Origin of the sequence: Streptococcus oralis (genome assembly GCF_023109005.1) — a bacterium.
Classification (GTDB): domain Bacteria; phylum Bacillota; class Bacilli; order Lactobacillales; family Streptococcaceae; genus Streptococcus; species Streptococcus oralis_BU.
In genome coordinates, this window is record NZ_JALDTU010000004.1 from 94899 (window position 1) to 116105 (window position 21207).

At 43.0% G+C, this 21207-nt stretch carries 28 protein-coding genes; 11 read left to right on the forward strand and 17 right to left on the reverse strand.

Going from position 1 to position 21207, the window contains the following annotated elements; all coding sequences use genetic code 11:
- Positions 1-153: 153 nt before the first annotated feature.
- The 5 genes from der to nrdR are packed head-to-tail and all read right to left on the reverse strand — an operon-like array spanning position 154 to position 4728.
- Positions 154-1464: a ribosome biogenesis GTPase Der gene (der, locus tag M1F56_RS05345; RefSeq protein WP_001207693.1), complete on the reverse strand. Its 1311-nt coding sequence runs from the start codon at positions 1462-1464 to the stop codon at positions 154-156.
- 13 nt (positions 1465-1477) lie between these two features.
- Positions 1478-2191, reverse strand: coding sequence for an NADPH-dependent oxidoreductase (locus M1F56_RS05350; RefSeq protein ID WP_247917084.1), 714 nt, complete (start codon positions 2189-2191; stop codon positions 1478-1480).
- The gene (dnaI, locus tag M1F56_RS05355) at positions 2188-3084 is read right to left on the reverse strand and encodes a primosomal protein DnaI (protein WP_247917085.1); all 897 of its coding nucleotides are present in this window, start codon (positions 3082-3084) and stop codon (positions 2188-2190) included. Before dnaI ends, M1F56_RS05350 begins: the two co-directional genes overlap by 4 nt.
- Positions 3085-4254, reverse strand: coding sequence for a replication initiation and membrane attachment family protein (locus M1F56_RS05360; RefSeq protein ID WP_247917086.1), 1170 nt, complete (start codon positions 4252-4254; stop codon positions 3085-3087).
- A complete protein-coding gene (gene nrdR / locus M1F56_RS05365; RefSeq protein WP_001203672.1) occupies positions 4255-4728 on the reverse strand; it encodes a transcriptional regulator NrdR in 474 nt (157 codons plus the stop codon).
- Between the two features lie 139 nt (positions 4729-4867).
- On the opposite strand from nrdR, the gene M1F56_RS05370 reads away from it, so the two are divergent.
- From M1F56_RS05370 to M1F56_RS05380, 3 genes are read left to right on the forward strand one after another with little or no spacing between them, the layout of a single operon-like run.
- Positions 4868-5233: a GntR family transcriptional regulator gene (locus M1F56_RS05370; RefSeq protein ID WP_000119149.1), complete on the forward strand. Its 366-nt coding sequence runs from the start codon at positions 4868-4870 to the stop codon at positions 5231-5233.
- A gap of 4 nt (positions 5234-5237) precedes the next feature.
- A complete protein-coding gene (locus tag M1F56_RS05375) occupies positions 5238-5933 on the forward strand; it encodes an ABC transporter ATP-binding protein (protein ID WP_000054197.1) in 696 nt (231 codons plus the stop codon).
- A gap of 15 nt (positions 5934-5948) precedes the next feature.
- Positions 5949-6716 carry an ABC transporter permease gene (locus tag M1F56_RS05380; protein ID WP_024057289.1) on the forward strand — a complete coding sequence of 256 codons (768 nt, stop codon included), beginning with the start codon at positions 5949-5951 and terminating at the stop codon, positions 6714-6716.
- Between the two features lie 31 nt (positions 6717-6747).
- On the opposite strand, the gene M1F56_RS05385 is transcribed toward M1F56_RS05380, so the two are convergent.
- Complete coding sequence (locus M1F56_RS05385) at positions 6748-7443, reverse strand: LrgB family protein (RefSeq protein ID WP_001288952.1); 696 nt, start codon at positions 7441-7443, stop codon at positions 6748-6750.
- Entirely contained in the window at positions 7440-7814 is a 375-nt protein-coding gene (locus M1F56_RS05390; protein ID WP_000781325.1) for a CidA/LrgA family protein, read from the reverse strand. The genes M1F56_RS05385 and M1F56_RS05390 overlap by 4 nt, the downstream gene beginning before the upstream one ends.
- 282 nt (positions 7815-8096) lie before the next feature.
- Between M1F56_RS05390 and M1F56_RS05395 the strand changes: the two genes are divergently transcribed.
- The 7 genes from M1F56_RS05395 to queF all read left to right on the forward strand — a co-directional run bounded on the left by M1F56_RS05395 (position 8097) and on the right by queF (position 11646).
- On the forward strand, positions 8097-8477 hold the full coding sequence (locus M1F56_RS05395) for a MarR family transcriptional regulator (RefSeq protein ID WP_247917087.1): 381 nt from the start codon (positions 8097-8099) through the stop codon (positions 8475-8477).
- A 99-nt stretch (positions 8478-8576) separates the two neighbouring features.
- Complete coding sequence (locus tag M1F56_RS05400; protein ID WP_049520424.1) at positions 8577-8798, forward strand: DUF4649 family protein; 222 nt, start codon at positions 8577-8579, stop codon at positions 8796-8798.
- Positions 8799-8813: 15 nt separating this feature from the next.
- Positions 8814-9128 carry a thioredoxin gene (gene trxA, locus M1F56_RS05405; protein WP_001029581.1) on the forward strand — a complete coding sequence of 105 codons (315 nt, stop codon included), beginning with the start codon at positions 8814-8816 and terminating at the stop codon, positions 9126-9128.
- 203 nt (positions 9129-9331) lie between these two features.
- Positions 9332-9985 carry a 7-cyano-7-deazaguanine synthase QueC gene (gene queC, locus M1F56_RS05410; protein ID WP_247917088.1) on the forward strand — a complete coding sequence of 218 codons (654 nt, stop codon included), beginning with the start codon at positions 9332-9334 and terminating at the stop codon, positions 9983-9985.
- Entirely contained in the window at positions 9985-10428 is a 444-nt protein-coding gene (gene queD / locus M1F56_RS05415) for a 6-carboxytetrahydropterin synthase QueD (protein WP_173306594.1), read from the forward strand. Before queC ends, queD begins: the two co-directional genes overlap by 1 nt.
- Positions 10421-11137, forward strand: a complete 717-nt coding sequence (gene queE / locus M1F56_RS05420) for a 7-carboxy-7-deazaguanine synthase QueE (protein WP_247917089.1) — start codon at positions 10421-10423, stop codon at positions 11135-11137. The genes queD and queE overlap by 8 nt, the downstream gene beginning before the upstream one ends.
- A 17-nt stretch (positions 11138-11154) precedes the next feature.
- Complete coding sequence (queF, locus tag M1F56_RS05425; protein ID WP_000082591.1) at positions 11155-11646, forward strand: preQ(1) synthase; 492 nt, start codon at positions 11155-11157, stop codon at positions 11644-11646.
- Positions 11647-11862: 216 nt separating this feature from the next.
- On the opposite strand, the gene M1F56_RS05430 is transcribed toward queF, so the two are convergent.
- From M1F56_RS05430 to M1F56_RS05475, 10 genes are all read right to left on the reverse strand, one after another.
- Positions 11863-12531: an MIP/aquaporin family protein gene (locus M1F56_RS05430; RefSeq protein ID WP_247917090.1), complete on the reverse strand. Its 669-nt coding sequence runs from the start codon at positions 12529-12531 to the stop codon at positions 11863-11865.
- 110 nt (positions 12532-12641) lie between these two features.
- On the reverse strand, positions 12642-13433 hold the full coding sequence (locus tag M1F56_RS05435) for a DUF2785 domain-containing protein (RefSeq protein WP_247917092.1): 792 nt from the start codon (positions 13431-13433) through the stop codon (positions 12642-12644).
- Between the two features lie 61 nt (positions 13434-13494).
- Positions 13495-14277 carry a deoxyribonuclease gene (locus tag M1F56_RS05440; protein WP_247917093.1) on the reverse strand — a complete coding sequence of 261 codons (783 nt, stop codon included), beginning with the start codon at positions 14275-14277 and terminating at the stop codon, positions 13495-13497.
- Positions 14278-14305: 28 nt separating this feature from the next.
- Positions 14306-16102, reverse strand: coding sequence for an oligoendopeptidase F (pepF, locus tag M1F56_RS05445; RefSeq protein ID WP_247917094.1), 1797 nt, complete (start codon positions 16100-16102; stop codon positions 14306-14308).
- A gap of 10 nt (positions 16103-16112) precedes the next feature.
- Complete coding sequence (locus M1F56_RS05450) at positions 16113-16856, reverse strand: 16S rRNA (uracil(1498)-N(3))-methyltransferase (RefSeq protein WP_247917095.1); 744 nt, start codon at positions 16854-16856, stop codon at positions 16113-16115.
- Position 16857: 1 nt separating this feature from the next.
- The gene (gene prmA / locus M1F56_RS05455) at positions 16858-17808 is read right to left on the reverse strand and encodes a 50S ribosomal protein L11 methyltransferase (RefSeq protein WP_348771656.1); all 951 of its coding nucleotides are present in this window, start codon (positions 17806-17808) and stop codon (positions 16858-16860) included.
- 137 nt (positions 17809-17945) lie between these two features.
- The gene (locus M1F56_RS05460; RefSeq protein ID WP_000614821.1) at positions 17946-18419 is read right to left on the reverse strand and encodes a GNAT family N-acetyltransferase; all 474 of its coding nucleotides are present in this window, start codon (positions 18417-18419) and stop codon (positions 17946-17948) included.
- A 64-nt stretch (positions 18420-18483) separates the two neighbouring features.
- Positions 18484-18849 carry a hypothetical protein gene (locus tag M1F56_RS05465; RefSeq protein WP_247917097.1) on the reverse strand — a complete coding sequence of 122 codons (366 nt, stop codon included), beginning with the start codon at positions 18847-18849 and terminating at the stop codon, positions 18484-18486.
- Positions 18815-19273, reverse strand: a complete 459-nt coding sequence (locus tag M1F56_RS05470; protein WP_247917098.1) for an NUDIX hydrolase — start codon at positions 19271-19273, stop codon at positions 18815-18817. Before M1F56_RS05470 ends, M1F56_RS05465 begins: the two co-directional genes overlap by 35 nt.
- Positions 19274-19282: 9 nt before the next feature.
- Complete coding sequence (locus M1F56_RS05475) at positions 19283-19753, reverse strand: DUF3013 family protein (RefSeq protein WP_023935667.1); 471 nt, start codon at positions 19751-19753, stop codon at positions 19283-19285.
- Between the two features lie 115 nt (positions 19754-19868).
- Between M1F56_RS05475 and M1F56_RS05480 the strand changes: the two genes are divergently transcribed.
- Positions 19869-21140 (forward strand): replication-associated recombination protein A, encoded by a 1272-nt coding sequence (locus M1F56_RS05480; protein ID WP_247917099.1) that lies wholly within the window; start codon positions 19869-19871, stop codon positions 21138-21140.
- Positions 21141-21207 lie beyond the last annotated feature (67 nt).

The window sequence follows — 21207 nt, forward strand, 5'->3', positions numbered from 1 at the left end:
TTTCATTACAAATAGATTACAAAATCTAGGAAAATAATTGAATTTTGATGACAGATTTTGTCTCCAATTTGATAAAACTTTTACTCCTTTTATAGAAAAAAGAAGACCTCATAGCCTTCTTTTAGTTTATTTTTGTGTAAAAACAAGCAAGACTTACTTGCGTTTTCTTGCAATCAGATGAATCGGTGTTCCTTCAAAGACGAAGGCCTTGCGGATTTGATTTTCCAAGAAACGCAGGTAAGAGAAGTGCATGAGTTCTTCTTCATTGACAAAGATGACAAAGGTTGGTGGCTTGGTTGCCACTTGGGTCGCATAGAAAATCTTGAGGCGTTTTCCTTTGTCTGTCGGTGTCGGATTGATAGCAATGGCATCCATAATGACATCATTCAAGACCGCTGATGGGATACGGGTGTTTTGACTTTCACTGATTTGCTTGATCATCTCAGGCAGTTTGTGAAGACGTTGCTTGGTAAGAGCGGATACAAAGACAATCGGTGCATAAGGTAGATATTGGAACTGCTCACGGATATCTTCTTCCCATTTCTTCATGGTGTGGTTGTCTTTCTCAAGAGTATCCCACTTATTGACCACGATAATCATCCCTTTACCGGCTTCGTGGGCAAAACCTGCGATACGCTTGTCGTATTCACGGATACCTTCTTCGGCATTGAGGACCATCAAGACTACGTCAGAACGGTCAATGGCACGCATGGCACGCATGACAGAGTATTTCTCCGTATTTTCATAAACTTTACCAGACTTACGCATACCAGCTGTGTCAATCATGGTAAACTCTTGTCCATCCGTATCTGTAAAATGGGTATCAATAGCATCACGCGTTGTTCCAGCTACTGGACTAGCAATCACGCGGTCTTCTCCCAAAATAGCGTTGATCAAACTGGATTTTCCTACGTTAGGACGGCCAATCAAGCTGAATTTGATCACATCTGGATTTTCTTCTTCAACTTCATTTGGTAGATTTTCCACAATGGCATCCAGCACATCCCCTGTCCCGATACCGTGGACAGACGAGATTGGCAGAGGTTCACCCAAGCCCAGAGCATAGAAATCATAGATATCATTTCGCATCTCAGGATTGTCAACCTTGTTAACCGCGAGGATAACAGGTTTATGGGTTTTATAGAGTTTGCGAGCTACGTACTCATCTGCATCTGTGATTCCTTCTTTCCCAGACACCACAAAGACGATGACATCAGCTTCTTCCATAGCGATTTCTGCTTGGTGCTTGATTTGCTCCATGAAGGGAGCGTCGACGTCGTCAATCCCTCCAGTATCAATCATACTAAAGGAACGATTGAGCCACTCACCCGTTGCATAGATACGGTCACGTGTCACACCCTCGACATCTTCTACGATTGAGATCCGCTCACCAGCGATCCGATTAAATAGAGTTGATTTCCCAACATTGGGACGTCCCACAATGGCAATAGTTGGTAAGGCCATGTTTTCTCACTTTCTACAATAACTTTTTCTGTTCTAGATTTTTTTGGGTTGAACTAGGTTCGGCTTGACCAAACTGCTCTGCTAAACGCTGACTCCAAGAGGTCGTCGCACGCGCACCAGCATAGTCTGCCTGAACTTGGTCATAGTCCAAAATCGCTTCAACTGGCTGTTCTTGGTATTCTTCTTCAAAAACTACTTGGTTCAAAGGCAGTCTTGGTTTGACCTCATGTTGTTGATTTGGCACGCCAAGGGCAATCCCAAAAACTGGGTAGGTATAGTCAGGCAGGTTAAAAAGCGCTGCTACCTCTTCCGACTTGTAACGGACTAAGCCGATGATAACACCACCATATCCCAGACTCTCTGCTGCAAGCAAGGTATTTTGCCCCGCAAGCGCAGCGTCTACAGACGTGATAAGGAGACCTTCTACCCCTTGAGGTTGGAAAGTGTCCGTATGAAGACTTGCTCCCTTTTCAGCTCGGTTCAAGTCACCGACAAAGAGCAAAAAGGCAGCTGACTGGCGAATGGCTTCCTGAGGAACCAGTTCATATAGGGCATCTTTCTTCTCTTGACTACGCACAAGAATCACAGAGTAGGATTGAAAATTTTTCCAAGATGACGCCATTTGTCCAGCAGTCAAAATCTCTTCCAAGTCTGCCTGAGGAATTTCTTGCTCCTGAAAGCGACGAACTGAAGTATGAGCTTTCATCAGTTGAATGGTTTCTGTCATCGGCGATTTTCTCCTTCTAGTCTTGTCTCCTCAGCCAAATAACGGATTCGTTCCATGACCCGTCTAGCTTCCCAAGTCTCGTCATTTCCATTCTTTCCTTTGGCAAAATGTTTTTCCAAATCTTGGAAATTAAAGTTGGAAGTAAAGAAGGTCGGCAAATCTTCCTGCATGCGGTACTGAAGAATGACCTGGAGAATCTCATCACGTACCCAAGGGGTAGACTGTTCTGCACCAATATCATCTAAGACTAAGACCTCAGCTAACTTGATGTCATCCACCAAGGTCTTCACAGTTCCTTCACCGATGGCATTTTTCACATCAATGACAAAGCTTGGATAGTGGATAATGGTCGTTGATGCCCCACGCTTTTCAGATAGGTCATGAGCTAAGGCTGCCATCATGAAACTCTTTCCAACACCAAAATCTCCGTAAAGATAGAGGCCTTTTCGGATGCTTGGGTAAAGGTCAACAAAGGAATAGAGTCTCTCAAAAATCGGCAACCGTCCTAGATCATCCAGGTCAATCTGAGCCAACTTCGCTTTCTTGAGACTGGCTGGTAGATTGATCAATTTGAGACGATTCTTAATTGCAGCCTCTTTTTCTGCCGCGATTAGTTCAGGAGTTTCTTCATAAGAAACGTCCGCATAGCCATGATTCATAACCAAAATCGGCTTGTATCCTTTGGCAATATAATCCGTATCCCCACGGAGAAACTTGTCACGCTCGGTGATGTATTGATTAAACTTGGAGATACTACGATTTAATTCCTCTGGGCTGAGGGATTCTTGCTGGATAAAGGCCGCAACATCAGGGTCCTTCATGATTTTCTGGACCAAATCTTGATAATGAAAACGACTAGGTTGACGCTTGAGTACGTCTCCGACACTTTCCATCTAATCTCCTCCTTTTTCTAATCGAGCTAATAGTTCTTGTTTCTTACGTTCTAGTTCCAGACGAGTTTCCTCGCTGGTTTCATTCTTATAATCTGGATTGCTCCACTTGGGTACATTGGACTTGGTAGGACTCGGTTTACTAGTCTTTTGAGCCTGGCTCTTCTGCCCTCGCTCACGGATTAGCATGACTGCTTCTTCTGCCGAATGAATCTTTTGATAGGCATAGTCATTGGCTACTTTCATGGCATATTTCTCATTGATATTTGCCGAATCCACCTTATTAAAGGTCAATAAGAGAATGATATTGATGACTTCATCCAGCAAGCCCAAGCCAGCCATCTGTTGCAATAGTTCTCTTTCTGTTTGGGTAATGGTTCCCTTACGTGTTTGCTTGATTTCTGCCAAGAACTGCAGGGCAGTTTTACTTTTTGCTTCCTTGATAATGGTTGCTTCCTTAGGACTAAAGTCAGAGGAAACAGGTTTTTGAGCGATTTTTTCCCGCATGCGTTTGGTTGAAATGACTTGGGAAACAGCTGTTGACTTGGCCAATTGATAGGTCTCAAACCAAGTCCACTTCTTATCCTCTGCAATGGCAAAGAGGTTTAAGACATCGGACTGCTCATCCGCAAAACGAAGCCCGTCTCGAGCCATGAGCTGACGAAAATGGTCCAAGTCAAAATCATTGGCTACTTTCTTCTTAAGGCCAAGGTCTTCTTGATTTCCCAGTTCTGCCAAGTCTGGAAAGACTTGATTGAGCGAGACAGGTATTTCTTCTCCCTCAGCATTTTCAACTTTCAAATCCTCCACAGCTGCATCACCAATCTTTTTCTCCAAAAGTCTGCGATAAACAGGATGTTCCAAGAAGTCCTGACTCGAGAGAGGAGCATGGAGGGCTAACTGATAAACATCCCCCTTTTGATAGAGGGTCAAGAGATTGAAAGCAGACAGGATTTTCAGGGATTTTATCAGTCTATCCATCCCAAAGTTGAGATGGTTAAGAATGCTTGAAAAAAGATATTCCTTTCTACCATTATCCCAAAAACTAATGGTATAAAGATAAAGGCTCAGTGCCTCCTGACCGATAATCGGGAGGTAGCACTGTACCAGAGATGAGGTATCTTGCGACACCCGATTATTCTTTAGATAAGAAAAACGGTCAATTGGCTTCATTTATCTTTCCTTTTTCTTTTTAGAGGACTGGGTGATTTGTTGAAGTAAGCTCTCTAACTCACTGACATCCTTAAAACTACGATAGACACTTGCAAAACGTACATAGGTAATCTCATCTAACTCAGCCAACTCCTCCATGACGAGTGAACCAATGTCCTCACTTTGAATTTCATTTTCATTTCGACCACGGAGTTTCTGTTCGATACGATTGACTACCATGTTGATTTCATCACTTGACACAGGACGTTTCTGGGCTGAGCGGATAATCCCATTAAAGATTTTATCTCTGGAGAATTGTTCCCGCGTGCCATCTTTTTTAACAACCACTAAGGTTCTTTCTTCTACTCGTTCGTAGGTTGTAAAACGGTGCTGGCATTCGTCGCACTCACGTCTTCTACGAATAGTGTTCCCTTCTTCTGCTTGGCGACTATCGATAACACTTGACTTGGTAGCCCCACATTTTGGACAACGCATCCTTTCCCTCCTTATCGTTTTCTTTTCATTATACCATTTTTTAAACGATTCCCAAAACAATTCTTCTTTTTGCTTGACAAGTTTTTTGTTTTGTTGTATTATTTAATTAAGACAAAAGGATAAAAGAAAGGAGACCAAGATGTCCTGGACATTTGACAACAAAAAACCCATTTATTTACAGATCATGGAGAAAATCAAGCTTCAGATTGTTTCCCATACGCTGGAACCCAATCAACAACTTCCAACCGTGCGAGAGCTGGCTAGCGAGGCCGGTGTCAATCCAAACACCATCCAAAGAGCCTTGTCAGACCTTGAACGAGAAGGATTTGTCTACAGCAAGCGAACAACTGGACGGTTTGTAACTGAGGATAAGGAGCTAATCGCCCAGTCGCGCAAACAATTATCAGAAGAAGAATTGGAACACTTCGTTTCCTCCATGACCCATTTTGGCTATGAAAAAGAAGAACTACCAGGCGTAGTCGGCGATTATATTAAAGGAGTTTAAGCCTATGTCATTACTAGCATTTGAAAACGTATCCAAATCTTATGGAGCAACACCAGCTCTTGAAAATGTTTCTCTTGACATCCCAGCTGGAAAAATTGTTGGTCTTCTTGGGCCAAACGGCTCAGGAAAAACAACCCTGATTAAACTAATCAACGGCCTCTTACAACCAGATCAAGGACGCGTCCTTATCAACGACATGGATCCAAGCCCAGCAACCAAGGCCATTGTGGCTTATTTGCCAGATACAACCTATCTCAATGAGCAAATGAAGGTCAAAGAAGCCCTAACCTACTTCAAGACCTTCTATAAAGATTTCAATCTTGAACGCGCCCATCATCTACTTGCAGACCTGGGCATTGATGAAAATAGTCGTCTCAAGAAATTATCAAAAGGGAATAAGGAAAAGGTACAACTGATTTTGGTTATGAGCCGTGATGCCCGCCTCTACGTTCTAGACGAACCCATTGGTGGGGTGGATCCAGCAGCCCGTGAGTATATCCTCAATACTATTATCAACAACTACTCCCCAACTTCTACCGTTTTGATTTCTACCCACTTGATTTCTGATATCGAGCCAATCTTAGATGAAATTGTCTTCCTAAAAGACGGAAAAGTCGTCCGTCAAGGAAATGTAGATGATATTCGCTATGAGTCAGGTGAATCCATTGACCAACTCTTCCGTCAGGAATTTAAGGCCTAAGCAAAGGAGATTATTATGTTTTGGAATTTAGTTCGCTACGAATTTAAAAATGTTAACAAGTGGTATTTAGCTCTCTACGTTGCCGTGCTAGCCCTTTCTGCCATTATCGGAATACAGACACAGACCTATAACAATCTACCTGCCAAAGAAAGTCAACTTACTATGCTACTTTTTCTAGCTACTGTCTTTAGTGGCTTGATGATTACACTGGGGATTTCAACTATTTTCTTAATCATTAAACGCTTCAAAGGTAGTGTCTATGACCGACAAGGTTATCTGACTTTGACATTGCCAGTTTCTGAACATTATATCATCTCAGCCAAACTAGTCGGTGCCTTTATCTGGTCTATTGTCAGCACTACTGTACTAGCAATCAGTGCTTTTATTGTTCTGACTCTAACAGCTCCAGATTGGTTTGCAACTTCTGACGTGATTCCATTTATAGAAACACATCTTCCTCAACTCTCTCTTATGGGGGTATCCTTCCTACTAAATACTATTTCTGGAATCCTCTGCATCTACTTGGCTATTTCCATTGGACAGCTTTTCAATGAATACCGTACCGCACTGTCAATTGTAGCCTACATTGGTATCCAAATCGTCGTTGGCTTTATTGAACTCTTCTATCGTTCTAACCCTGGTTTCTACTTCCCATCAACCACAGGAGGAGCTGATCAGTTCCAGATGGGTATTATCATGACTATTCTGGAAGAAGTTATTCTTATAGCCATCTACTATCTAGGAACTTATCACATTTTGAAAAACAAGGTTAATTTACAATAAAAAAGGCCCAGCTAAAAAGCTGGGTTTTGATTTAACTCAATATCAAACTGGCTACAATAGGGCTGACAAAGACATAGAGAATACCTGTGACACCGATAGCCAAGCCACCCATGGCTCCTGCTACAGAGCCGTATCGAAAGGCTGTTCCTGTTCCGACTGCATGACCTGTTCCTCCAAGAGAAAGACCAACAGCTACTGGGTCGTCAATTTTCAACCACTTCAAAAGGGTTGGTCCGATAACACTGGTTAAAATCCCAGTTGCTACTACAACCACCAAAGTCACGGTCGTCAAGCCTTGCAATTTTTCTGTGATTCCCACTGCCATGGCGGTTGTTACTGACTTGGGAAAGAGAGAAATGGCTAGGAAAAAGTCCATGCCAAATATTTTCGCCACAAGGGCTGTGAAAGAGGTATTGACAACTACTGCTAACAGACTACCAAAGAGAATACTCCGAGCATGGTGCTTCATCAAGTGAAAACTCTTATAAAGCGGAATCCCTAGGGCCACGGTCGATGGGACAATCAAGTTGTTCAGATAAACCCCACCTTGGTAGTAATCTTGGTAAGAAATCCCCGTCACCTTTAGAAAGATGATAATAAAAACAGCTGACAAAAGCAAGGGCGTTGTCAATGGATGGGGAAAACGTCTGTAAATCAGCATTCCCACTAGATAGGCTAAGATAGACAGGGCCAGCCCAAACAGGGGATTGGAAACAAATTCACTCATTTAGCATCTCCTTTCTCATAATCTCCCTCAAACCGTCGTTTGATAAACTGAACCACCAAGGCTATGAGGATAATATTGATGACTGCTGCAAAAAAGACAATCAAAACAATTGGCAAAAGATAGGGAGCAATCACATCAAACTTCTCCATGATTCCCACTGCTGGCGGTAAAAAGAGAATGGTCATATTGGCCAGCAAGAAATTCCCCACCATGTTGACATGCCTAGTTCTCAGCCACTTGAATTGTAGGGCTAGAAAAAGAATAATCAAACCGATAATACTGCCTGGGATGGGCAAATGAAAGAAACTAGAGATTCCCTCTCCGATTAGAGAAATCACAAAGAGAATCATTAATTGAACATATAATTTCATCCTAAACTCCACGAAATAGACTTCTTGCATACCAGTTTACTCTTTTTTCAGAAAATTTCAAGGAAATGCACAAGAGTTGATGAAAGTTTGAGAAGAAAAGGGATACAAACAATTCTTGACTTGTGAAAACAGGCATGATTTAGGATAAAAGATTTCAGCGTCCTTCTTGCCAGCATTCTTGAAAAGTAGTATAATTATTGCATGCGCAATCATCTTGTGATACAGAGACTGTCCGTGAATGGACTTTCTTCTATTTACAACTCTAAAAAGAAAGGAGATACTATGACCTATTTGGAAAAATGGTTTGACTTCAATCGGCGTCAGAAAGAAATTGAAAGTCTCTTGGAAGAGACTATTGCCCAGCAGAGCGAGCAAAGTCTGACCTTGAAAGAGTTTTACCTGCTCTACTATCTGGACTTGGCCCAAGAAAAATCTCTACGCCAGATTGACCTGCCAGATAAACTTCATCTGAGCCCGAGCGCTGTTTCTCGGATGGTGGCTCGCTTGGAAGCCAAAAATTGCGGTCTACTTAGTCGCATGTGTTGTGATCAAGATAGACGTTCTAGCTTTATCTGCCTGACAAGTGATGGGCAAAAGACACTGGCCTCTCTACAGAAGGCTGTCGAAGAAAGCTTGGAAACAGGTTTGGATTTCTTGATTTAAGATGATTTTAGAAAAAAGTTGCGTGCGCAATCATTTTTCTTGACATTCTCTTTTACAAGGAGTAAAATAAAGTCATCATTAAACAAAGGAGTTTTTAAAATGATTGAAATTACCTATCTAGATGCCAGCAAGAACGAAAGAACTATAACGTTCGAATCTTATGACGACTTTGATCGTTCACAACAAGCTTGCCTTATCGGCGTCGCAGACTACTACCCAGTCCAAAAATTAACTTACAACGGTCATGATTTGGACTATCATGGGACTTATGGAGATGTCTTCTTCTATCTCATGAAACAAGATTTAAGCCAATATAACTAAAAAAGGAGAAATACAATGGCAAAAGCAATTACAGATGCAACATTCGAACAAGAAACAAAAGACGGTTTGGTCTTAGTAGACTTCTGGGCAACTTGGTGTGGTCCATGTCGTATGCAAGGTCCAATCTTGGATAAATTGTCTGAAGAACTTTCAGAAGATGTCTTGAAAATCGTCAAAATGGACGTTGATGAAAATCCAAACACAGCACGTGCCTTTGGAATCATGTCTATCCCAACCCTTCTCTTCAAAAAAGACGGCCAAGTGGTGAAACAAGTTGCTGGAGTACACACTGCAGAACAAATCAAAGCCATCGTTGCTGAATTGAGCTAATCAAATGAGAGACCAAGTACTTTATTTGGTCTCTTTTTTTCTTGCCCTTTGCCATTTTTCAAAAAATATGCTAGACTGTAGGTAGAATATTACGATGTTTGGGACATGCCATCGCTAAAAAAAACCTCTACTTGGTATTTTTTAGCTCCCCTAAAGGGAGCTTTTTGCGTGCTCTGAACATTTCCCACTTTGGAAGGAGTACTATGAAACGTCAATCAGCCTTAGTCGTCTTTAGTGGCGGTCAAGATTCCACAACCTGCCTTTTTTGGGCTAAAGAACACTATGAAACAGTCGAAGCCGTCACCTTTGCCTACGGCCAACGCCATCATCTCGAAATTCAAGTTGCTAGAGAAATCGCTAAGGAACAAGGCATTCGTCATCACATCTTAGATATGTCTCTACTGGGACAAATCACTGAAAATGCCCTGACCTCTGATATGGAAATCGAGCAAAAAGAGGGAGAGGTTCCCAATACCTTTGTTGACGGTCGCAACCACCTCTTTCTATCCTTTGCGGCAGTTCTTGCCAAGCAACGGGGCATTAAAGATATCGTGACAGGTGTCTGCGAGACAGACTTCTCAGGCTACCCCGATTGTCGAGATGTCTTTGTCAAATCTCTTAATGTTACCCTCAACCTTGCCATGGATTACAACTTTGTTATCCAAACACCTCTCATGTGGCTAGACAAGGCTGAAACTTGGGAATTAGCCGACCAACTAGGTGCCTTTGAATACGTTCGTGAAAAGACCTTGACCTGCTACAATGGGATTATCGGAAGTGGCTGCGGAAATTGCCCAGCCTGCCACCTACGTCAACATGGGTTAGATGTTTATCTCTCACAGAAAGGAGAGGACTAATGTTTTTTGCACCCAAAGAAATCAAACAGGAAACTGGGGAGTCTCTTGTCTACAATCCTCACAGAACCTTGGTATCAAAAGAATTTACCTTTGATGCTGCCCACCACCTCTTTCACTATGAGGGAAAATGCAAATCCCTTCATGGTCACACCTATCATCTGCAGATTACTGTCAGTGGATTTTTAGATGAACGTGGCATGACCTACGATTTCGGAGATATCAAAGCTATCTACAAGAACTACTTAGAGCCCCACTTGGACCACCGTTATCTCAATGAGACCCTGCCCTATATGAATACGACTGCTGAAAATATGGTTTACTGGATTTTCCAAACCATGAGTCAAGAGTTGCCAGATGAACGTGGTCTCCGTTTGGAATACGTTCGCCTCTATGAGACTCCGACTGCCTTTGCGGAGTTTAGACGGGAGTGGTTAGATGACTAGGGAACGTGTCCTCAAACTACCTGTTCTGGAAATTTTCGGCCCAACCTTTCAAGGTGAAGGTCGTGCTATCGGGCAGAAAACCATGTTTGTCCGTACTGCTGGTTGCGACTACCACTGCGACTGGTGTGACTCCGCCTTTACTTGGGATGGTTCTGAAAAACCAACTCGCATGACGGCTGACGAAGTCATTGCTGCCTTGGATAAATTGGGGACCTACGACTATGTAACTCTATCTGGGGGAAATCCTGCTATCCTAGCAGCCAACATGGCCGAATTAGTCACTAAACTCAAGGAACGTGGAGTCACTCTAGCTGTTGAGACTCAAGGCTCCCGCTGGCAAAATTGGTTAAAAGACATCGACCAGGTTACTCTGAGTCCAAAACCTCCTTCATCCAAGATGGAAGTCAACTTTGAGACCTTGGATTTCATCGTTTCCCAACTGGATCCAGACAAAGTCACCTTTAAAATCCCTGTCTTTGATGACGCCGATTTGGCCTTTGCCAAAGACATTCAAGAACGCTACCAACCAGATGTTCTCTTCTTATCGGCAGGAAATCCTGAGCCCAAAGCTAGTGGCAATATTGTTCAAGACCAACTAGACCGCCTCAAAGAACTCTGGGAACGCGTCGCTGCTGACGATAGCTGGGGCAATGTCCGCGTCCTTCCTCAACTTCATACCCTCCTCTACGACAACCAACGTGGTGTTTAAATTAGAAAGAAAAAATCATGTCACAACAAGAAGAAATGAAAAATCTAAGCCTACTGGGCAACAAAGAAACTACCTACATTTTTGACTATCAACCAGAAGTCCTCGAATCCTTTGACAATCGTCATGTGGAAAATGACTATTTCATCAAATTCAACTGTCCTGAATTTACCTCCCTGTGCCCTATCACTGCTCAGCCAGACTTTGCAACCATTTATATTTCCTACATTCCTGACAAGCTCTGTGTCGAGTCAAAATCCCTCAAACTCTACCTCTTTAGCTACCGAAATCATGGAGATTTTCATGAAAACTGTATCAACACTATCGGGAAAGACTTGGTCAATCTACTAGACCCTCGCTATTTAGAAGTATGGGGAAAATTCACTCCGCGCGGTGGCATCTCAATCGACCCCTACTACAACTACGGTAGACCTGGAACCAAGTATGAAGGCTTGGCAGAACAGCGTCTCTTCCAACACGACCTCTATCCGGAGAAAATTGACAACCGTTAAACTCATACTCAATGAAAATCAAAGAGCAAACTAGGAAGCTAGCTGCAGGTTGCTCAAAGCACAGCTTTGAGGTTATAGATAAGACTGACGAAGTCAGCTCAAAACAGTGTTTTGAGGTTGCAGATGGACGCTGACGTGGTTTGAAGAGATTTTCGAAGAGTATAATACGAAAAGCCCTGTTCCTCAAAACGAGGAGCAAGGCTTTTTGAGTTTCAATTATTCTTCTGTTCCAAGAAAGTTTTTCGCAACAAGTGCTGCAAGAACGCCACCAACGATTGGGGCAAGGATGAAAATCCATACTTGTTGAAGGGCTGTGCCACCGACCAAGACAGCAGGAGCCAAGCTACGAGCGGGGTTAACTGAAAGTCCAGTAATGTTCAATCCCACAAGGATCAAGGCTGTCAATGACAAACCGATTACCAAACCAGCGATTGCGCCATTGCCTTTGCTTGCTGAAGTGACAGTCATGATAACTAGGACAAACAAGAAAGTTGCGATGACTTCAAACAAGAATCCACCAAAGACAGTGACACCGTTTGCCAAGGTATTTTCACCAAGACTAGCAGTTGACATGCCTGAGTTAGACAAGAGGAAGAATACTGCAGCTGACGCAAGGAAAGCTCCAACTACTTGTCCAAGGATGTAGTTTACAAGTTCTGAAGATGACAAACGTTTGTTTACAAACATAGCGATCGAAACAGCTGGGTTCAAGTGAGCACCTGAAACAGTTCCGATTGAGTAAGCTGCAACTACAATTGCCAAACCAAAGGCAAAAGCAATTCCAAGGTGTCCAAGGCCATTAAGACCATTTCCAAAAACAACAGCTCCTGTTCCAATGAACACAAGCATAAATGTACCGACTAATTCAGCAACAAATTTTTTCATGATAAGTCTCCTTTTTTTCGAACTATGTATTAGTCTATCAAAAGAAGGAAAGGGTTTCAAGAAAATTGACTGGAAAGTTATTTGAAAATCATGAAACGACTCGCTTGGACTTAGTATTGAAAAGATTGAATAGCTTCTTTCAAGTCATCTTGTAAAAGTTTATGACAGTCTAGTTGAAGGTAAATTTCCAGCAAACAAGATCTGAAATTGGAAAATTTATGGAAATCATTTACTTCTTTCAAGGGAAATTCGACTGTTTGCAGCCAAGCAGTGAGGAGAGACGGTTCGATTTTCCCTCGTAAGATTGGTTGATAAAACGCTCTGGCTAACCGCCAATCCTCATCATTTGTAAAACGAATCTCAACACGTTTAAAGATTTTCCCAATGTTTTCAAATGCTTCGGCTATATCTGACTTTGGAAAGCTAGGATGGCATATAACTTCCGTCAAGAGATCAGCCCCATGCGCAAATGCGTGGATCCACCCAAACTGATGAGAGTAACCCGTCGTCTCTTTTTCCTTTGTAAGATAGTGTAAGCCTTGATTTAACATGGTAGCCCTGATAGGAGAAGGCAACTGCTGGTAATAAAGTGATTCCTTAGTACCATCTGCAGACAAAAGATTGGCATAAATAAGCGCCCTAAAAGAACGTTTAAGAGCCGAAACTCCTCTACTATCAATCTCTTTGTATAGACCTTCATCAGAGGAGACCTCTTCTGAGATAAACTGAAACTGCTCAAGGGAAAACAACTCTTCTTGAATCCCTCTAGCCAAACTCGTAAAAACAAGTTCGTCTCGAATTTCTGGAGAGGGATCTCCCAAATGCTCAAGCAACCACTGAATTTCTTCTCGACTATAGCTTGGTTTTTCTTCTGTCACTTTTCTTTGTAATTTTTTACGCATCTCAAGTACCTCTACATTTCTAGCAACTGTTCAAAAAACTAGCCCAAGATAACTTTCTATCTTATTCTTTTTTAGATGGTCGTTTTCCTGCTGCAATCGCATCTGCTTCTGTCATCTCAACAACGTTAGCTTTATTCGTTTTTGAAGGCATTCTATCCTTACTATACCAATAAACTTTTGATTTCCCATGGTCTGCAACATAGACAATTCTATCTTGCTGTTGAGCTTTGGTTTCAGCTTCACGCGCAGCTCTTTTTTCTTCCTCCTTTTGAGAAATGAACGACTCAACTGCAGCTATTCTATCAAGCAACTCTGTCTTTTTATCATTATTTTCAATCTGATTAACTGTCTCTTTAGCAGACCTCACTTGACTCGCATCTTGACTGTCTTCCAATTGTTTGACTAAGGTTTCACCTTTTTCTTGCAACTCCTTTGCAGCTTTTTCTTTGGCAATTCTCTCTTCTTCTGCTTTTTCTTTAGCTTTTTTCTCTTCTTCGATTCGTTTTGCTTCCTCTATACTAGATGAAGTATCCGTGGTTGAAGCTGTCGAAGTAGTAGATGTCGCAGTCTGCATAGTTTCTGATTGAGAAGATGAAATTTTCTTTGTGACTGTTGGAGTTTGAAGAGCAACTGCAACAAAACTGACAATGAAAATCCCGATCATTAGATTTCTCTTTCGAATATCTGGTGCTTTCTTTACAAAATACCAAATACCAACTCCGCTCAAAACAAGATAGAGAGTAGGTAGAGCAATCAACAAAATGACTCCCAACAAAACTAGACCAATTTTGATAAAATGCATTCTTTGGGGATCTTGCTCTAGCCATTCTTTGATTCTATTCATATTATTCTCCTAAAATTTGCCCATTTCCCTACTCTCCCAACTGGGCACTGTAGGCTATAATCTGGTCAACTGTGTCAGACAAGAACTGGATGGTATCACGTAGTGGTTTATCTGTTGAGATATCGGCTCCGATAATCATGGCTGACTCAAGCGGTGTCTTGCTGCCACCTGATTTGAGGAGATTGAGCCAGTCTCTAGCTCCAGTTTCAGAGTTTTTCAGATGGAGGTAACCTGCAGTAGAGATAACAAGGCCTGCTGAGTATGTGTAGCTATACAAGCCCATGTAATAGTGAGCTTGGCGCATCCAAGTGAGTGCCGCATCGTCGTCAATTTCAATGGCATCTCCCCAGAAGTCCGTCAAGACTTCCTTCATAATGCTGTTGAGTTTGCTTGCTCCAAAAGTTTCCCCTTCTTCAATCAATGTATAAACCTTACGCTGGAAGGCTGCTTCCAAGAGATGGGTGATAAAGTTATGGAAGTAGGTGTCTGTCAAGCGGTGAGCAAGAGCGAAGCGTTTTTGACGTGGGTCGTCAGACTGGTGTTCCAAGTAATCACTGAGGAGCAATTCATTGAAGGTTGATGGCGCTTCGACATAGTAGGTCGACATGTGGGCGTTGAAGTAACTTTGGTGATTGTCTGAAAAGATAAATTGACCAGAATGCCCGATTTCATGAATCAAGGTATAGACATCGCTCAAACGGCCTGTCCAACTCATGAGGACATAAGGGTGCACACGGTAAGGATCGGCTGCATAACCACCAGAATCCTTACCACTATTGGCAGCGAAGTCCACCCAGCGCTCTTCTTGATAGCGAGCAACTTCCTGACAATATTCTTGCCCCAAAGGTTCTACCGACTTCATGACCAAATCATAGGCGTCGTCAATAGTCACTTCAGGATTAAGGGCGCTGTCCAAGTCCAATTTCCAGTCTGCAAAGGTCATCTTTTCAAGACCATTAACCTTGGCAACATGCTTGAGGTATCTCTGAGCAACTGGCGCAAAGTCCTTCATGATGAGGTCAATCTGACGGTCAAACATGGCACGGTCCACTTCTTGCTCAGCTAGGAGGTAATCAAAGACTGAATCGTAGCCCTTCATATCTGCCAAGAGTTTTTCAGACTTGACTTGGGCTAAATAGGCTGCCGCAGCTGTATTCTGGTGCTTACGAAGGCCTTCAGAGAAGGAAAGGAAGGATTTCTCACGAACCTCAGCATCCTCGTGGTTTTGGTAGAAATTCTCATAAGTTACAAAGCTGTTTTTGTAGGTCTTGCCATGGGCTTCAAAGTCAGCCATTTCAAAATCCCCAGCTCGCATCTTAGTATAAATGTCCTGTGGGCTGTAGAAAACTTCACCCAGATTGGTCAAGGCCTTCTCCACATCCGCCCCTAGGTAGTGGGCTTTTTTGATTTTGGCCTGACGAATGGCTGCCGTTAAGTGTGGCAGCTCACCCAAACGGTCCAAGACTTCCTCGTCTGCTGCCACCAAGGCGTCGTCAAAGAAGGTCAAGGCTACACTGGCGTCTGTCTCAAAGTCCATCCCAGCTTGGGCGATATTAGCAAAATCTTCATTGCTATAGTCTGTCGTCTGAGGCATAAAGGCATAATTGCCGATATGGCTCATCTGAATATAAATTTGTTCCAATTCCGCAAAAGCCTTCTCGAAATCTTCAAAAGTGTGAAGATTGCCCTTGTAGTCACGGCTAAATTGGTTGATGTCTTCGCGCGTTTTCTCGATTGCACGCAAGAAATCCTCACGGTCTTGATATAGGGCTGTTAAGTCCCAAAGTTCCTTTTCTGGAAATTCTGAACGGTGTTTTTGTTCCATTTTCTTCCTCTTATTTCTCTAATTCTACTAAAACACTAAGGGCTGATAAGGCGTAAAGTGGCGCTGTTTCTGCTCGCAAGATGCGAGGTCCAAGGCCTGCTAAGACGGCTCCTTTAGCTTCAAAACTTTCAATTTCTGCAGGTGAGAGACCACCTTCCGGACCAAAAATAAAGAGCAATTTTACTCCCTTTTCAAGACCAGCAACTGCTTGTAAGAGCGCAGCGGCTTCTCCTTCTTTCGCTGATTCTTCATAGGCCACTACGATAGAGTCAAATTTGTCTAGTTGCGCTAAAAAATCTGCTTTTTTCTCGAAAAGCTGGATACTTGGAACGATATTACGCTTGCTTTGTTCTGCTGCTCCAAGGGCGATTTTTTCTAGTTTTTCAACCTTTTTACCCAATTTCTTGCCATCCCACTTGGCAACTGACCAATCTGCTGGAAATGCCCAAATCTGACTGGCACCCAGCTCCGTCACTTTTTGAGTGATGAACTCTAGCTTGTCTCCCTTGGGAAATCCAGATGCGATGGTCACTTGGATTGGCAGTTCCACATTGTCAACTAATTCTTGGACCAACTCAAACTGACGCGCTTCCACATCTATCACGCGCGCCAAACGCTTGATACCATCATTGAAGACCAAGATTACTTCATCATCTTCTTTCAGCCGCATGACCTGAAACATATGCTTGCTGGTTTCCTTGTCCTCGATAGTGACAGGAGAGATTGCACTTCCTTTGACAAAATACTGCTGCATGCTAGCCTCCAATCACACCTGAAATATCCTTGGTTTTCTTAAAGACACAGGCATTCCATTCCCCTTGAATCATGTGAGTTTCAAGGAAAAATCCAGCTGACTCAGCCGACTCGCGCACCATGTTCCACTTGTCCTTGATAATGCCACTCATGATCAGGTAGCCTTCGTCCTTGACCAAGCGATAAGCATCGTCTGTCAGATGAATGAGAATATCCGCCAAGATATTAGCCATAATCACATCCGCCTCAATCTTAACACCCTTGAGCAAATCTCCAGCAGCAACATGGATATTTTCCATGCCAGGGTTGAGCTCAATATTTTCCTGAGCAACACGAACTGCCACATCATCTAGGTCGTAAGCAAAGATTTCCTTAGCACCAAGAAGCGAGCTAGCAATAGAAAGAACTCCTGAACCAGTCCCCACATCTAGCACCGTTTCCCCACCACGAAGAACCTGTTCCAAAGCAAAGAGGCTCATCTTAGTGGTTGGATGCGTCCCAGTCCCAAAGGCCATGCCTGGATCCAGCTTGATAATCTTTTCTCCAGCAGTCGCCTCATAGTCTGTCCAAGACGGCACGATGGTCAAATCATGAGTGATACGAGCTGGCTCATAGTATTTCTTCCAGTTGTCTGCCCAGTCTTCCTCAGCCAAGTCAGTCGTGCCCATCTTGACCTCTCCCAGATCCATAAAATCGGTCATTTCTGCCAGACGAGCCTGCAAGTCCGCTTCAACCACTGCCACATCAACCGTGTCTGGATAGTAGGCTGTCACTATGATTTCTTCTTGTTGCTCGACCTCTGGGAAAATCTCACCAAAACGGTCGACATTCCCCACATAGTCCATACTATCTTCAATCGCAACGCCTTGGGCACCTAACTCAATCAAGAGATTGGACACCAACTCCTCCCCCTCACGCTTCACTGTAACTTTTAACTCTTGCCATGTTTCCATCATTAAGATACCAAGCCCGTAAAACACAAAGCCAAAATAGGAAACTCTCTGAAGACGCTTGTGTCTAAGAGAAGTTTATCTTTTTGGCACAGTGTTTAGGGCGGGTTCAGTTTAGAAATTTAACCGAACCATCCTTTCTATTTGTCAATCAATTTTTTCATGTAAACCATATCCATACCTTCTTTTTCAGGCTCGATATGAGTTTGACGGTAGCCGTTTTTCTCATAAAAAGCGACCATGCCCGCATCCTGTAATACCGTACACAAATCCCACTGTTTAATCGTCGGAAATTCCTTTTCCAGCAATTCCAATCCTTCAGAACCATAACCTTTTCCTTGATACTGGGGCAAAATCGCTGCCGTTCCCAACCAAGCCTCCGTCAATTCCTCATTGGTCTGAACTCGTAAAAATCCGATATTTTCGTCCTTTTCTTTCACAAAGTAGTAATAGCTATTGGGACGCTCAACCAATTTCCACTTGATTCGTTCACGATCCTCTAGATAGGGATCATACTCATCTTGATATTTCTCATAGATAGCCTTAAAGCTAGCCCTTTGAATTGCAATTACGGTTTCTAAATCTTCTGCTCCTGCTCGGACAATCTGAATCATACTAATACCTCCAAATACACATTCTCTCAACTAGCACTTCTATGCTCTTCCACACGCTGTTTTACTAACCCTCAAATTCCTCAATTACATCTGTGTAGTGTTCTTTCATTGCGCTATGAATCTGCTGTTTAAAAATACCAAACATAAGATAATAAACAAATAGAACAATTCCTGCAAACAGTATCAAAAATAAAAAATATACTGAAAGGGGCAGTACGAGACCTCTACCACTCAGTAAGGGTATAACAAGCATTAATACCCAAATAACAGCCGTAGAAATCCCAGCTATTTTCGTGCCACTTTCTCTCTGCTTCTTTAACTTTAAATATTCCATATAGATGAATGTAGCTTCTTCTCTAGAATATTGTCCAGTTTTTAGTTTGCGTTTAACTTCCTTATTTAGTGTCGTTGTTGCAATTGCAAAAATCATTTACTTCCTCCAAATAATCCCTCACTCTATCCTGCAACTGGGGCACAGCCTTATCTGATCCAAGAAATTCCTCGATGCCCATCAGTTTGTAGCCCTGCCCTTCATCTCCAAAGACAATCTGGTCAAACTGTTCCTGAGCCAACTTGCCAACTAGAAATACGGATTTCTTATCCGCAAAAAGCATACTTGGGTAAACCTTCGCCCAAAGCAGACAATCTTCAGTCAGATGAATTCCCAGTTCTTCGTAAACTTCACGCGCCGCGCACTCAAAAGGACTTTCATCCCCTTCGCGTCCCCCACCGGGCAGTTCCCACATATTGGGCCAAGGAATGCTCGCCTTATCATCTCGTAAGATAGTCAGAAGCTTATCCCCACAAAACAAAGCAATCTTACAACCTGTGAAATCAGAAATTTCTTTTTCCATATTAGACTCCTAATATCTCGGATAAGGATAAAACTCTCCCTCTTCCAAGCCGACTTTCCCCTCTTCAAAGACTTCTTGGTTCCATTCCATGACGAACTCTTCTGCTTCTGGGTCTTCCAAAAAGTCCATGAGGGCATCCAGCCCAACCTCGGCAGTATCTTTAAGGAAAAGGGCAAAATAAGCTAAAAACTCACGTGAAAAACCTTTTTTAGGCAGGTAAGGGATGACAGTCAGATAATCTTCTTCATTGACGGTTGACTTGGCAGGATTGTAAAAGAGTACCGCTTCCTCAAAGAGGATATCGTCTGACGAAACCTCTCCGTCCTCATCCACCATCTCCACACCGGCAGCATTTTGTGCCTCTAGTAGAAAACTCACTTCTACCGCATGGTTGCGCTTGTCCCAGCTAATCTCAAAGTCAAAGGGAAAGTTCTTGTCCAACTCCTCCTCTAAAACATCTAAAAATCCGTATGTTGCCATTTTGTCCTCTTTCTATGCGATTCTTTAATCGCCCCGAATACTCGGAAATATGCTAAAATAGATACTACCATCTTACCACATATACATCAGAAAATCCATGTTAGAAAGGACTGCTATGCCAGACAATCTCGCGCTTCGCATGCGCCCAAAAACCATCGACCAGGTCATCGGTCAGGAACATCTGGTCGGACCAGAAAGAATCATCCGCCGCATGGTGGAGGCTAACCGTCTGTCCTCCATGATTCTCTACGGACCTCCGGGTATCGGAAAGACCAGTATCGCCTCTGCCATCGCTGGGACCACCAAGTATGCCTTTCGGACCTTCAATGCGACTGTTGATAGTAAAAAGCGACTGCAAGAAATCGCCGAAGAAGCTAAATTTTCTGGAGGACTGGTTCTGCTACTGGACGAGATTCACCGACTAGATAAAACTAAGCAAGATTTTCTACTTCCCCTCTTGGAAAGTGGTCTGGTCATCATGATTGGGGCGACGACTGAAAATCCTTTCTTTTCTGTCACTCCAGCCATTCGCAGTCGCGTCCAGATTTTTGAATTAGAACCCTTGTCCAATCAAGATGTTAAAGAAGCCATTCAAATCGCTATATCTGACACTGAACGTGGTTTTGATTTCCCGGTAGAACTAGATGAGGATGCCCTTGATTTCATCGCAACATCTACTAATGGTGATCTCCGTTCTGCCTTTAATTCACTAGATTTGGCTGTTCTCTCTACTCCCGAAAATGACAAGGGCACCCGCCATATCACTCTTGATATCATGGAAAATAGCCTGCAACGAAGCTACATTACCATGGACAAGGATGGGGACGGTCACTATGATGTCCTTTCAGCCCTGCAAAAATCCATTCGCGGCTCGGATGTGGATGCCAGTCTCCACTACGCAGCCCGCTTGATTGAAGCTGGGGATCTTCCTAGCCTCGCTCGTCGCTTGACTGTGATTGCTTATGAAGATATCGGCTTGGCCAATCCTGAAGCGCAGATCCATACTGTAACTGCTCTAGATGCTGCACAAAGGATTGGTTTCCCAGAAGCTCGCATCCTCATTGCTAATGTTGTGATTGATCTGGCTCTTTCACCCAAGTCCAACTCAGCCTATGTGGCTATGGATAAGGCTCTTGCTGACCTCAAAACATCAGGTCACTTGCCCATTCCACGACACCTGCGTGATGGTCACTACAGTGGAAGCAAGGAACTGGGAAACGCCCAAGACTATCTCTATCCACACAACTATCCTGGAAATTGGGTCAAGCAAGACTATCTGCCAGAAAAAATCCAAAATCACCACTATTTTACTCCAGAAGATACTGGAAAATACGAACGAGCCTTGGCGCAACGTAAGGAAACCATTGATAAATTACGAAACTTGTGAAATCCTTTGCAAAAAAATAATTTTTCCTCTTGAATTTTTTAAAAAAAGTGGTATCATATAAATATAG